This is a genomic window from Ruegeria sp. YTSC199 (genome assembly GCF_059609725.1).
The window spans coordinates 1-13,211 of sequence record NZ_JBXWMF010000030.1; the positions used below are offsets into that span (position 1 = coordinate 1).

At 58.7% G+C, this 13,211-nt stretch carries 13 protein-coding genes; 7 read left to right on the forward strand and 6 right to left on the reverse strand.

What is annotated here, in order from left to right:
* Positions 1 to 880, reverse strand: an 880-nt coding sequence (gene hslO / locus AC2FEE_RS21255; protein ID WP_496867355.1) for an Hsp33 family molecular chaperone HslO, incomplete at its 3' end; no start/stop codon positions are given.
* A 76-nt stretch (positions 881 to 956) separates the two neighbouring features.
* Here hslO and AC2FEE_RS21260 point away from each other — a divergent pair.
* Entirely contained in the window at positions 957 to 1,400 is a 444-nt protein-coding gene (locus AC2FEE_RS21260) for an NUDIX hydrolase (protein ID WP_496867356.1), read from the forward strand.
* On the opposite strand, the gene AC2FEE_RS21265 is transcribed toward AC2FEE_RS21260, so the two are convergent.
* Positions 1,397 to 2,692, reverse strand: coding sequence for a PP2C family protein-serine/threonine phosphatase (locus AC2FEE_RS21265; RefSeq protein WP_496867358.1), 1,296 nt, complete (start codon positions 2,690 to 2,692; stop codon positions 1,397 to 1,399). The two genes, AC2FEE_RS21260 and AC2FEE_RS21265, sit on opposite strands and share 4 nt — an antisense overlap.
* A gap of 132 nt (positions 2,693 to 2,824) precedes the next feature.
* On the opposite strand from AC2FEE_RS21265, the gene AC2FEE_RS21270 reads away from it, so the two are divergent.
* Positions 2,825 to 3,154, forward strand: coding sequence for an Hpt domain-containing protein (locus AC2FEE_RS21270; RefSeq protein ID WP_496867359.1), 330 nt, complete (start codon positions 2,825 to 2,827; stop codon positions 3,152 to 3,154).
* Here AC2FEE_RS21270 and ilvA read toward each other — a convergent pair.
* On the reverse strand, positions 3,151 to 4,377 hold the full coding sequence (ilvA, locus tag AC2FEE_RS21275) for a threonine ammonia-lyase IlvA (RefSeq protein ID WP_496867360.1): 1,227 nt from the start codon (positions 4,375 to 4,377) through the stop codon (positions 3,151 to 3,153). The two genes, AC2FEE_RS21270 and ilvA, sit on opposite strands and share 4 nt — an antisense overlap.
* A 58-nt stretch (positions 4,378 to 4,435) precedes the next feature.
* Positions 4,436 to 5,203 (reverse strand): hypothetical protein, encoded by a 768-nt coding sequence (locus AC2FEE_RS21280; RefSeq protein WP_496867361.1) that lies wholly within the window; start codon positions 5,201 to 5,203, stop codon positions 4,436 to 4,438.
* Between the two features lie 141 nt (positions 5,204 to 5,344).
* Between AC2FEE_RS21280 and AC2FEE_RS21285 the strand changes: the two genes are divergently transcribed.
* The 5 genes from AC2FEE_RS21285 (at position 5,345) to msrA (ending at position 9,937) form a co-directional block, all read left to right on the forward strand.
* On the forward strand, positions 5,345 to 6,568 hold the full coding sequence (locus tag AC2FEE_RS21285; protein ID WP_496867363.1) for an argininosuccinate synthase: 1,224 nt from the start codon (positions 5,345 to 5,347) through the stop codon (positions 6,566 to 6,568).
* A 138-nt stretch (positions 6,569 to 6,706) separates the two neighbouring features.
* A complete protein-coding gene (locus AC2FEE_RS21290) occupies positions 6,707 to 7,774 on the forward strand; it encodes a YjgN family protein (RefSeq protein WP_496867364.1) in 1,068 nt (355 codons plus the stop codon).
* A 3-nt stretch (positions 7,775 to 7,777) separates the two neighbouring features.
* Complete coding sequence (locus AC2FEE_RS21295; RefSeq protein ID WP_496867366.1) at positions 7,778 to 8,821, forward strand: M48 family metallopeptidase; 1,044 nt, start codon at positions 7,778 to 7,780, stop codon at positions 8,819 to 8,821.
* A 63-nt stretch (positions 8,822 to 8,884) separates the two neighbouring features.
* Positions 8,885 to 9,169, forward strand: a complete 285-nt coding sequence (locus AC2FEE_RS21300) for an SCP2 sterol-binding domain-containing protein (protein WP_496867367.1) — start codon at positions 8,885 to 8,887, stop codon at positions 9,167 to 9,169.
* Between the two features lie 96 nt (positions 9,170 to 9,265).
* On the forward strand, positions 9,266 to 9,937 hold the full coding sequence (gene msrA / locus AC2FEE_RS21305) for a peptide-methionine (S)-S-oxide reductase MsrA (protein ID WP_496867368.1): 672 nt from the start codon (positions 9,266 to 9,268) through the stop codon (positions 9,935 to 9,937).
* On the opposite strand, the gene AC2FEE_RS21310 is transcribed toward msrA, so the two are convergent.
* Together AC2FEE_RS21310 and AC2FEE_RS21315 are read right to left on the reverse strand one after the other, a co-directional pair.
* The gene (locus AC2FEE_RS21310; protein WP_496867369.1) at positions 9,934 to 10,803 is read right to left on the reverse strand and encodes a ribokinase; all 870 of its coding nucleotides are present in this window, start codon (positions 10,801 to 10,803) and stop codon (positions 9,934 to 9,936) included. The two genes, msrA and AC2FEE_RS21310, sit on opposite strands and share 4 nt — an antisense overlap.
* Positions 10,800 to 13,064, reverse strand: a complete 2,265-nt coding sequence (locus AC2FEE_RS21315; RefSeq protein WP_496867370.1) for an NADP-dependent malic enzyme — start codon at positions 13,062 to 13,064, stop codon at positions 10,800 to 10,802. Before AC2FEE_RS21315 ends, AC2FEE_RS21310 begins: the two co-directional genes overlap by 4 nt.
* Between the last annotated feature and the right edge of the window lie 147 nt (positions 13,065 to 13,211).

The window sequence follows — 13,211 nt, forward strand, 5'->3', positions numbered from 1 at the left end:
TCATCTTCTCGATGTCCTTGGCCGAGTAGATCGACAGGCTTTGCCGCACGCGGTCCTCGGAACAGGTACAACCGAACTGTACGGCCTGCGCGTCGTAGACCCGCGGCTGTTCCTCGTGAAACAGGCGGATCAGCAGGTCGGTCGGAGCCACCGAAGGCCCGATCAGTTCCAGATCCTCGACCGTATCCAGCAGGATATTGACGCGGCCCCAGTTTTCACCCTCTTCGCCGTCCACCAGATCTTCGGCGGTCAGGATCTGACCCTCACCTTCGCTGGTAGCGACAAACGGCGAGGCTTTGGGCATGTGCTGCAACATGACCCCGCCGGCGCGCCAGTGCTCACCAACGCCCGGTTCGGTCGATTTACCGAAGCTCAGCGAGAATCGGGTCGGCAGCTGTTCGGACTGCGCAAAATATGCCTCGGCACAGGCGCTGATCGAACCACCGGCCAGCGGCGTGATCCCCTGGTAGGGCTGCGAACCCTTGCCCTGATCGATCATGATGGCGAAATAACCTTCTCCCACCTGATCGAACGGCGCGCCGTCGGTTAGTCGGTCGCGGTCGAAACTGGCATAGGCGCGGATCCGCGCCGCTTCACCCTCTTGCTTGGGTGCATAATAATCGGTCGCAATCATGCGCACCGGACCCTTGGACTGAACCTGCAGCGACAGTTTCCAACGCAGCGAAATGGTCTGGCCGATTAGCGCTGTCAGCAGGGCCATCTCTGCCACCAGCGCCTCGACCTTTTCCGGATAGTAGTGCTGTTTCAGGATACCGTCCAGAACGCCATCCAGACGGGCCACGCGCCCGCGCATATCCGATACATCAAGTTGAAAGGGCAGGACGGTATCGTCCCACGCGATTTTTGTTCCAAGAGACATGGGGTTTCCTTACACGCCACAGGTTGGCATACCGCCAGCATATAGGTCGAACAATTCGGGTTTTAAGGGGCCATACATGATCAGACGGTTCGGTGAAACCCCGCAAGCGGGTCAGAAATACACCAGACGTGTGGGTGTTTATGCATTATTGCCACGTGGTCGGCACCTTTTGCTGACTTGTCAGATGGAGCCCGGCCCTGATCTGCAACTGCCCGGCGGCGGGATCGACCCCGGCGAATCACCCGTCACCGCCCTGCACCGCGAAGTGTTCGAGGAAACCGGCTGGCTTGTTGCCAACCCGCGCCGGGTCGGCGCGTTCCGACGGTTCACCTTCATGCCTGAATACGACCTGTGGGCGGAAAAGGTCTGCCTGATCTATCGCGCCCGCCCCGTGCGCCGCATCGGCCCGCCGACCGAGCCGTTTCACGAGGCCTTATGGATGGATACCGCAGATGCAACCCAGATGCTGGGCAATGCGGGCGACCGCCACTTTGCCATCCAGCATCTGAACAGGCTTTAGGGGCCGTTATATTCAAAGAACACCGCTGACACGTCGTCATCCATGCCGCTACCGGGGGCCATGGCCTGTGTCAGACGCCAGAACATATCGTCCAGAAACTCTGGTCCGCTGCGGCCGGGCGCGCATTCGAGGGCCATCCGGCGCAACCCTTCTTCTTCCAGCAATCCACCGTCTGCGAGGCCGCATTCTGTAAAACCATCTGAATACAGCAACAGCTTGTCGCCGGGTTGCAAATAGGTTTCGATCTGCTGAAACGTGACATCCGGCAACAACCCGATGGGTAACCCGCCTTCGCCCAGAAACTCGGTACTGCCGTCGTGGCGCAGCACGAGCGGATGCGGATGCCCGGCCTGCACCATCTTCAGATGGCCATTTCGCAGGTCGATGATTGCATAAACCATGGTGAAATATTCTTCGACGCCCGCATCCGCCATCAGGCGGCAATTGAGCATCTCGGCCACCTGCTCGGGCGGCAGCAGCGCATAGAACTTGTCGAACCGCTTTTCCATCGCCACGTTCTGTTCGAAATGGTTGCTGGACAGATAGCCACCCAGACGCGCCGTCATCATCGCCGAGGTGATGCCATGGCCCGACACGTCGATGCTGTAGAACCCCAGTCGATTGACCCCGGGCGAGAACATTCCCACCAGATCGCCGCCAATATGGCCACAAGGTTTCAGCAACATGCTGACCCTCGACTTGCCGAACTCTCGCGTCAGTTCCGGAACAAGTGAATCCTGAATTTTCCGGGCCTGCATCAGATCCTTGTCGATGGCATCATGCGCCACGCGCAGCTCTTCCAGCGCGGTTTCGATCATCCTGTTTTTTTCGGACAACTCGCGCTGCATGTCCAGAATACGCGCCCCGGCCGAAATGCGCGCGCGCAGTTCATCGGCCTCAAGGGGTTTGATCAGAAAGTCATCGGCCCCGGCATCCAGTCCCTTTGCCACCTCCTGTTTTTCGCTTTTCGAGGTCAGCAGGATGAAATAGCTGTATTGCTCGCTTTCCAGCGCCCGGAACGCGCGGCAGAATTCCAGCCCGCTCATCCCCGGCATGACCCAGTCGCTGACCACCAGATCTGGAGGGTTGGCGTGGCACATCTCGATGGCGGTGTCACCGCTGTCGGCCTCAAGCACCTCAAAGCCCCATTTTTTCAGCGAGGCCACCAGAATCCGCCGTTGCAGGCGGCTGTCATCAACGACAAGCACCTTTTGGATCGCGCCAAAATTCAGCTCTGCCCTGGCTTCTGCCTGACTGCCTTCTGCCACCTGCACCCCCTGCACTGCGACCATACCTGAACGCACCGACCCTAACGCGCGCCGCTTTAACATCCCGTGAAGGCGTCTTGTTTGCGTTGCTTAACCCCCTCTTTACCGGCCCTGGGTTACGCAGGTCATGTCGCAATATGTGTGGAGAGACCGAACATGATCGACTGGTCCAGGGTCAGACAGCTGCGGGATGCGGTGGGCGCCGGTGAGTTTGACGAGGTGGTGCAAATCTTTCTGGACGAGGTGCAGGAAGCCATTGATCGGGTGCACCGGGACAAAAACCGGGCCGAGTTCGAGCAGAGCATGCATTTCCTCAAGGGCAGCGCGCTGAGCCTTGGGTTCAACCGCTTCTCAAGCCTCTGTCAGGATGCCGAGCGAAACGCCGCCGCAGGCAAAGCGGCTGAGGTCGATCTGCCTGCGATTCTGAGTATCTATGATGAGTCCCGGGTCGTGTTCCTGGCCGGAAAGGCCGAGAACCTGACCTAGATCACGAATTGCGCCAGTGTCTCGTCTTCGGTGATGTCGGTATAGGTGAAACCGGCTTCATCCAGATGGGCGAACAGCCTTGCAAAGTTTTCAGGCTTTTGGGTTTCGATCCCGATCAGAACCGAACCGAAATTGCGCGCCGACTTTTTCATGTATTCGAACCGGGCGATATCGTCCTCCGGACCCAGAATACCTAAAAACTCCTTCAATGCACCGGGGCGCTGCGGCAGGCGCAGGATGAAGTATTTCTTGACGCCTGAATAGCGCTGCGCCCGTTCCTTGACCTCGGGCAGACGTTCGAAATCGAAATTCCCGCCCGACGTGACGCAGACAACGGTCTTGCCGCGAATGAAGCTCTGCACATCTGCAACCGCCTCGATCGCCAAGGCGCCGGCAGGTTCCAGTACGATGCCTTCGACATTCAGCATCTCGATCATGGTGGTGCAGATGCGATCCTCGGACAGGACCAGAACGTCGGAAAGGTGGCGATCTTTGAGCAACTCAAACGGTTTTGCGCCGATTTTCCCCACGGCCGCACCGTCGACGAAGTTATCCACGTGGTCCAATGCCACCGGATGCCCCGCTGCCATCGCCGCGTGCAGACAGGCCCCGCCTTTGGGTTCAACAAACAGGCAATGCGTCCGATCCCCGAACCACGTCGCCACGCCCGAGGACATGCCACCCCCGCCCACCGGCAGGATCACATGATCAGGCAACCCGCCCAGCTGCGCCTCAATCTCAACCGCCAGAGAGGCCTGCCCTTCGATCACATCCTCATCATCAAACGGAGACAGGAAATGCCCACCCTGCTGCGCACACCACGCCTGCGCGGCGGCCAGAGTGTCGTCGAAATAGTCGCCGACCAGGTGAATCTCGATATTGTCGCCACCAAAGATGCGGGTCTTCTGAATTTTCTGCTGCGGCGTCGTCACCGGCATGAAGATCACACCCTTCACGCCCAGATGTTTGCACATGAACGCCACGCCCTGCGCATGGTTGCCCGCGCTGGCACAAACGAACAGACCCTGCCCCTGTTGCTTGCGCATCGCGTTGAACGCACCCCGGATTTTATACGACCGTACCGGGCTGAGGTCTTCCCGCTTGAGCCAGATATCTGCCCCATAGCGGTCGGACAGATGGGCATTCCGTTGCAGAGGTGTGGGCGGAAACACGTTGCGCATCGCCTGTTCGGCGGCACGGGCGTGGGTCATGAAATCAGTCATGACCGTTTCACTGCCGTATCACCGCCGAAAGGGCAAGGAATACATATGTGTACGCGGATCAGGCGAGTTCGCGTTTTTCGATGAAGACGCCGTACATGGTGGTGAAAAGACTGACACTGATCATGGGCAGGACCAGCACTCCAAAGAATACTGACAGCAATATCCCCAAGACTGGAATGATAGCCAACGCAGTGAAGACAAGCTGAACAAGTAACTGGAACAGGAACGCCACGACAATCAGCGCCAGTACGGCTCCGGCCGCTCCGGCCGTGCTGTTCCAGGCTTCACCAAGAGTAATTGGCTGGCCGATGGCAGCTGCAGGCAGGATGATCGACAGTCGATAGAAGCACACAAACAAAAAGATCGCATAGGCTACCATCAAGATAATTGCCAAAACTGGTGAGCTTTGAACCAGTCCACCAAGAATAAAGCCAGCTGGAATCCAGGCAATGCCCATCAGCAATCCAAGCAGGATAGCTCGTCCGAGGTATGCGAGGATGCGGTCGAAGCGGAACGCAGGAAAAATACCTCTGGGATACTCCTCAAGAAGGATAAACCGGTGCCAAGACACTGCTATCCAGAACATGGTGACAAGCATCACCGCAAACAGCCCAAAAATGAATACGAGGACCTCACCTGCAGTGACTCCCGGTGGTAGGCCGTTTGCGTCTGCCTCAAAAGCTTCAAGCGGAATACCTGATGCCATGAACAACAAAACGATCAAAGCTGTTGCAATCAAAGCAGGACCAATAGTGATCTGCAGAACCTGCTTGATGTTCCCAAACACCATCCGCACCGAATGCACAAAAATCTTCCAACCCAACATCCTTAACCTGCCCTCTCAACCAATCCTTGTTCTCTTTGCACTCGTTTCACCGCAATTCGCACCCGGCGTCAACGCAGATAACTTGCCCCCGCTTTCAAAACCCGTTAGGGGCCAAGCGTTCTACGCATAAGGGGAAGTCAGATGTCCGCGCCCAAGAAAGTTGTTCTGGCCTATTCCGGTGGCCTTGATACCTCGATCATCCTGAAATGGTTGCAGACCGAGTATGGCTGTGAGGTCGTCACCTTCACCGCCGATCTGGGTCAGGGTGAGGAACTGGAACCCGCCCGCCAGAAGGCCGAACTGCTGGGGATCAAGCCCGAAAACATCTATATCGAGGACATCCGCGAAGAGTTTGTCCGCGACTTCGTCTTCCCTATGTTCCGCGCCAATGCACAGTATGAAGGTCTGTACCTGCTGGGCACCTCTATCGCGCGCCCCCTGATCTCAAAACGTCTGGTCGAGATTGCCGAGGCAACCGGTGCTGATGCCGTCGCCCATGGCGCGACTGGCAAGGGTAACGATCAGGTGCGGTTCGAACTGGCAGCTTACGCGCTGAACCCCGACATCAAGGTCATCGCCCCTTGGCGTGAATGGGATCTGACCAGCCGCACCAAGCTGCTGGAATTCGCCGAACAGAACCAGATTCCGATTGCCAAGGACAAACGCGGTGAGGCCCCCTTCTCGGTCGATGCCAACCTGCTGCACACCTCGTCCGAAGGTAAGGTACTGGAAGACCCCGCTGATATGGCGCCGGATTACGTCTATCAGCGCACCGTCCACCCTGAGGACGCACCGAATGAGCCCGAGTTCATCGAAATCGGCTTTGAAAAAGGCGACGCGGTCAGCATCAATGGCGAGGCGATGAGCCCGGCCACCATCTTGACCAAACTGAATGAATATGGCGGTAAGCACGGCATCGGCCGTCTCGATCTGGTCGAAGGTCGCTTTGTCGGCATGAAGTCACGCGGCATTTATGAAACGCCCGGCGGCACCATCCTGCTGGAAGCGCACCGTGGGATCGAATCCATCACCATGGACCGTGGCGCGATGCATCTGAAAGACCAGTTGATGCCGCAATATGCGGAACTGATCTATAACGGTTTCTGGTACTCGCCCGAGCGTGAGATGCTGCAGGCCGCGATCGACAAGTCGCAAGAGCACGTCACCGGCACCGTCCGCGTGAAACTGTACAAAGGTCTGGCCTCGACCGCGGGCCGCTGGTCGGATCACTCGCTCTATTCCGAGGCGCATGTGACCTTTGAGGAAGACGCCGGCGCCTATGATCAGACCGATGCGGCGGGCTTTATCCAGTTGAACGCCCTGCGCCTGAAGCTGCTGGCAGCACGGGACAAACGCCTGAAGTAGAGGCACTGCTGCAAAAAAGTTGATTTGACCGGACGGGTCGCAACTTTGCCGCAGAATTGCCCAGTTGGTTGAACACACAGAACGGGTCGGCCCTGCAAAGGTTCGGCCCGTTTTTCATTCAATCCAATCGAGGTTTTTATGCAGGCAGATCACCTACAGGAACCCCCGGCAGAGTTCGAGTTTCGGGGATCGGCGAGTGAATACTTCGGCATCTGGATCGTAAACCTGCTGTTGTCGCTATTGACCTTTGGCATCTACAGCGCCTGGGCCAAGGTGCGCACAAAAAAGTACTTTTACCAGAACACCTATGTCGCCGGGCGCAGCTTTGATTACCACGCGACGGGCGTGCAGATCCTGATCGGGCGGATCATCGTGATTGCCGGGATCGTCGCTTTCACCGTTCTGGGCGCAATACCGCTGGTGAACCTTGTTATGTTGCTGGGGCTGGTGTTCCTGATCCCCTACTTGCTGGTGCGCTCGTTGCGGTTTCAGGCGCGAATGTCCAGCTGGTCGAATGTTCGGTTCGATTTTCAGGGCACATGGGGATCGGCGGCGGCCAACTATTTCCTTTATCCCTTCATCGCAGCGCTGACCCTGTATACGACCTGGCCGTTCGTCACCCGTTCGATCCAGCGGTTTCACGTGAACGGGCACAAATTCGGCACGACTCCTCTGCATTTCGACAGTCCGATTGCACCTTTTTACAAGGCCTTTCTGGCAACGGTTGCCTGGGTCATTGTCAGCGTTGCCGTGATCGGTACTCTGCTGGGGGTAAATTTGTCTACGTTCGACGCGTTCCGGACCCTGGAAGATAACCCCGAGGACATCACGGCCATCCTGACCATTTTCACGATCTATGCGTTTCTTCTGCTGGTGCTGGTCCCGGCCACGATCATCTATCGGGCCATGGTGCGCAACACGGTCTACAACTACACCATTCTGGGCGACGGACACCGGTTCTATTCGGATGTGAACGCCCTGCGTTTGTTGTGGATTTCCGTGTCCAACGCAGTGATAGTCGGCATGACATTGGGCCTGATGCTGCCTTGGGCGCATGTGCGCAGGGTACGCTATCTGGCCAATCACACCACATTTGTCCCTGCCGGTCCGCTGGATGATTTCGTTGGCGGTGTCAGCGCAAATGTCAGTGCCATTGGCGACGCCTACGGAGATATCGAGGGCTTTGATATCGGCATCGCGGTCTGACCTTTGGGTGCGTTTCCCGAAGATATCGGCGCGCCTGTCCACGGGCGCGCCTATCCGCCTCTCAGCTCGCGCGAGATCCCTGCGCGGCTGGCAGTGGGCACCAATACTGTCTGGCTGATTGACGATCTAGGTCAGATCCAGACCCGCTGCACCCCCGAGGAGTTGTCGGTGGAGACCCGCGTCGGATCAACCGAACGGCGGGTGAAGTTCCCTGATGGCACCCTGTTTCTGACCGACAAGCACGCGGCGCTCGAGCATCTGATCTCCGAGTCCAGCGGATCGCGCCTGCATCAGGCAGAGAAGTTTCACCCCCGTCTCATCCTTGTCACACTGGCCAGTCTGGTCGCGATCTGGGGTGTGTGGAAATACGGGCTGGCGGTGTTGGTGGCGCTGGCGGTATGGATGACCCCTCCCCCGCTGGTGGATGCCATTGATGCGGGGGTTATGCAGGCCCTGGATCAGGTTATGACCGAACCCAGCGCCCTGAGCGACCAGGACAAGGCCAGGGTTCAGGACAGCTTCGACCGGATTCTGACAGCCCTGGGACCAGCGGCCGAAGACTACGGCTACACGCTGGAATTCCGCGACCTGCCCGGCATGGGCCCGAACGCTTTTGCCCTGCCGGGTGGCACGATCGTGGTGACCGATGAACTGGTGCGGCGGGTCTCGACGGATGCGCTGGCCGGGGTGATCGGGCATGAGATCGGGCATGTGGCAGAACAGCACGGGCTGACACAGATCTACCGATCGCTGGGGGCGTTTGTGCTGATCGGGATGATGGCGGGTGATACCGGCCCGGTACTGGAACAGGTGCTGCTGGAAGGCAACCTGATCCTGTCCCTGTCCTATTCCCGCCAGCACGAGTTGGCAGCTGACCGTTTTGGCGTCGATCTGGCCAAAAAGGCAGGTTTCGACCCCAATGGTCTGTCGGATTTCTTCGAGCTGCTGGAACAGGAATTCGGCGATCAGGATATGGATTGGCTCAGCACCCATCCCCGTTTCGAAGACCGTCAGGAAAACCTGAAATCCGTGACCCAAGGTCACTAGGCGCGGGCCATTGCCTGCACCCGGCCAGACCCCTAACCCTGTGGCTTAAACAGGAGGACCTCTATGACACTTGCCGCTATCGCTGATGGTATTCAGAAAAACCTTGTCGGGCGCAGCTTTGAAGGCTCATTAAAATTCGACTGCGGTGATGACGGTGTCATTGTTCTGGCCGAAAATCAGGCCACCACGCAGGATCGCGACACCGACTGCACCATCCGCCTTTCGCAAGACAACCTGACGAAACTGCTGACCGGCAAACTGAACCCGATGACCGGGGTGGCTTTGGGCAAGCTCAAGATCTCGGGCAATATGGGTGTGGCGATGAAGCTGGGACAGCTATTGGGATAAGGCGATAAACTCGTCTCACCACCGCGTGACAAACCATGTCAGCGGATTGCGCCGGTGCATAAGTCAGGGCAGCCTGAGCCTGAAAGGAGCCCTGCCATGACCCGCATCGCTTATCTCGACTTCGTCAAACCGACACTGCTGTTCACGTTGATCGCACTGGTGGCTTTGTTGCGCGCCGCGCCTGCACCAGCAGCCGGGTCCGAGACCCTGACGGTTGCAGGGGGTTGTTTCTGGTGCGTCGAATCTGATTTCGAATCCGTTCCCGGGGTGATCGGAGCGGTTTCCGGCTTTACCGGCGGCAAGACAGCCAACCCAACCTATGACCAGGTCACCAAGGGTGGCACCGGCCATTACGAGGCTGTCCAGATCACCTTTGACCCGGCCCGCGTTTCCCGTGAAACGCTGCTGAGCATGTTCTTCCGCTCGGTCGATCCCACCGATGCGGGCGGCCAATTCTGCGACCGGGGTGACAGCTATCGAACGGCAGTTTTTGTCTCTAACACAGGGGAAAAAGCGCTTGCGCAGCAGGCCAAGGCAGATGCGCAGCGGGCGTTGGGTCAAACCATCGTCACCCCGATCCTGCAGCAGGGCGCGTTCTATCCGGCCGAGGCCTATCATCAGGATTACTACAAGGGCACCAAGCTGGTCCTGACCCGCTTTGGCCCCAAGCGTCAGCACAGCGCCTACAAGGCCTATCGCAAAGCCTGCGGACGGGACGCCCGCGTCAAGCAACTCTGGGGCAGCGCGGCGCCGTTCGCGGGGTCTTAATCGAACCGCGCCTCATGTACCTCTTTGAGGTCGGGGATCACATCCGCCGTTCCGTGCCGCGTAACCATCAGAGCCGCGGCACGATTTGCTTGGGCAATCGCTTGCGCCATCGGCATCCCATGATCCATTCCGGCCAGAACATAGCCAGTGAATGTATCGCCGGCACCAGTGGTATCCACGGCCTGCACCTTAAGGGCCGGAAAGTCCGAGGCCGCACCTCGGTGGTAGTAGCGCGCGCCTTTTGACCCCAGCGTGACGATCACATGTTCGATTCTAAGATCTGTCACCGATTGTCCGGTGGCATCGCGCAACTGCTCGGCCTCGACCTCATTCAGGATCAGAAAATCCAGATAGGGCAATACGGCCTGCACCGCTTCAGCCTGAAACGGGGCTGCGGCGTAGCAGACGGACAGGCCCAGCGCACGGGCTATTTTAGCGGCTTCGACCTGCAGGGTGGTTTCGTTCTGCATGACCAGCAGATCGCCCTGTGAGGCAGATGACAGCGCCTGCCCCAGTTGGTCCGGTGTGATTGCATGGTTCGAGCCCGGAAACAGGATGATATTATTCTCGCCCTGCGCATCCACAGCAATGATGGCGTGACCAGTGGGGACATCGACCTCGGCAATATAGCGGGTGTCGACGCCGTATTCCGTCAACCGATCCCGCGCCCAGCGCCCATCTGGCCCCACGGCACCGATATGCGCCACCTGTGCACCGGCCCGCGCCGAGGCCACGGACATATTTGCCCCCTTGCCACCCAGAAACCGATCCAGTCGATTGGCCGAAAGCGTCTCTCCCGGCCCAGGCAGGTGCGGCACATCATAAATCATGTCCGCGTTGATCGAGCCGAGATTCCAGATCGTCATGGCTTGCCCGAAATATCGCACGAGGCCAGGATGGCCATGTTTAGGATGTCATTCGCCGTCGAGACGGTCGAACAGATCTGGATCGGCTTGTCGACACCCGACAGGATCGGGCCGATCACCGTGGCACCACCCATTTCCTGCATCAGCTTCGTCGAAATCGACGCCGAGTGCCGTGCGGGCACGATCAGGATATTCGCCGGGCCGGTCAGACGCTGGAACGGATAAACCGCCTGTTGGTCCACGTTCAGGGCCACATCCACGGTCATTTCGCCTTCGTATTCGAAATCGACGCCGCGCTGGTCCAGAACGGCGGGCGCGCGGTGCATTTTCTCGGCCCGTTCCGACACCGGATAACCGAAGGTCGAAAAGCTGACGAAAGCCACGCGCGGCTCAAGCCCCATGTGCCGGGCCACTACAGCTGAACGCTCGGCAATAGTGGCCAGGTCATTCTCATCGGGCCATTCATGCACCAGCGTATCCCCGATCAGAACAATGCGGCCCTTGTGCAGCAGCGCAGTCACACCGGCGGCGCCATGCGCCGCGTCGGCGTCGAATACGTGGTTGATCCGGTCCAGAACATGCGCCGATTTACGAGTGGCCCCGGTTACCAGACCGTCGCCATGCCCGTGCGCCAGCATCAGGGAGGAGAACACATGTCGGTCGCGGGCGGCCAGCCGGTGAATGTCCTTGCGGTCAAACCCCTTACGTTGCAGGCGTTTATACAGGAAGTCGTTATAGGTATCGAGATGCGCGGTGTTGGCAGCATTGACCACCTCCAGCTCGCGCACGGCATCGCCTAGACCGGCCTCTTCCAGCTTTTGCTTCACGTCCTCGGCACGACCCACAACCAGCGCCTTACCAAAGCCCGAGCGCTGGTACATCACTGCGGCCCGCAAAACGCGGGGATCGTCGCCCTCGGCAAAGATCATCCTGCTTTGCGCCTGACGGGCGCGGGCGTTCAGGCCGCGCAGGATGCTGGCGGTCGGGTCCATGCGGGATTTGAGGCTCAGCTCATAAGCGTCCATATCGATGATAGGACGGCGGGCTGCGCCGGTATTCATCCCAGCCTTGGCCACTGCGGGTGGAATGCGGTGGATCAGGCGTGGATCAAACGGCGTTGGGATGATGTAATCCCGACCAAAGGTCAGCGACTTGCCGTAGGCCATGGCGACCTCATCCGGCACATCCTCGCGCGCCAGATTGGCCAGCGCGTGGGCACAGGCGATCTTCATCTCGTCATTGATGGCACGGGCGTGAATATCCAGCGCACCCCGAAACAGGTAGGGGAAGCCCAGAACGTTGTTCACCTGGTTCGGGTAGTCGCTGCGGCCGGTGGCGACGATGGCATCAACACGAACCTCATGCGCCTCTTCTGGCGTAATCTCCGGGTCCGGGTTCGCCATGGCGAAAATCACCGGATTGTCCGCCATGCTGGCAACCATATCCTGCGTCACTGCCCCTTTGACCGACACACCAAGGAATACGTCCGCGCCCTTCATCGCCTCTTCCAATGTGCGCAACTCGGTGGTGATCGCGTGTGCCGATTTCCACTGGTTCATGCCCTCGGTCCGGCCCTGATAGATCACACCCTTGGTGTCACAGACGATGCAATTCTCATGCCGCGCGCCCATCGACTTGAGCAGTTCGATACAGGCAATCCCCGCCGCCCCCGCACCGTTCAGCACGATCTTTACGTCCTCGATCTTCTTGCCCGAGATATGCAGCGCGTTCAGCAAACCCGCGGCGCAGATCACCGCCGTCCCGTGCTGGTCATCGTGGAAGACCGGAATATCCATCTCTTCCTTCAGGCGCTGTTCGATGATGAAACACTCGGGCGCCTTGATGTCTTCCAGATTGATGCCACCGAAGGTCGGTCCCATCAGTCGCACCGCACGGCAGAACTCATCCGGGTCCTCGGTGTCCAGTTCGATATCGATCGAGTTCACATCGGCGAACCGTTTGAACAGGACTGATTTGCCTTCCATTACCGGTTTCGACCCCAGTGCGCCCAGATTTCCAAGGCCCAGAACAGCCGTCCCGTTCGAGATCACCGCAACAAGGTTGCCCTTGTTGGTATAGTCATAGGCCGTCTCGGGCGCTTCGGCGATGGCTTCACACGGAACTGCCACACCGGGACTGTAGGCCAGCGACAGATCGCGCTGCGTGGTCATGGGAACGGTGGCCTGCACCTCCCACTTGCCGGGGGTCGGGTCTAGGTGAAAGGCCAGCGCCTCTTCTTTGGTGATCTTCGCTTTGGGCATTTTAAACGTCGTTTCCATGACTTCGGGGCTGTCGCCTCATAACGCAGGAGAACGCGCGCCTCAACGAGAATGAGTTTTCGGCTTTTACAGAAGATGCGGGATTTGTAAGGTCGCGCCCGGAACACGCCAGAAAGGGACCGCTTTTGT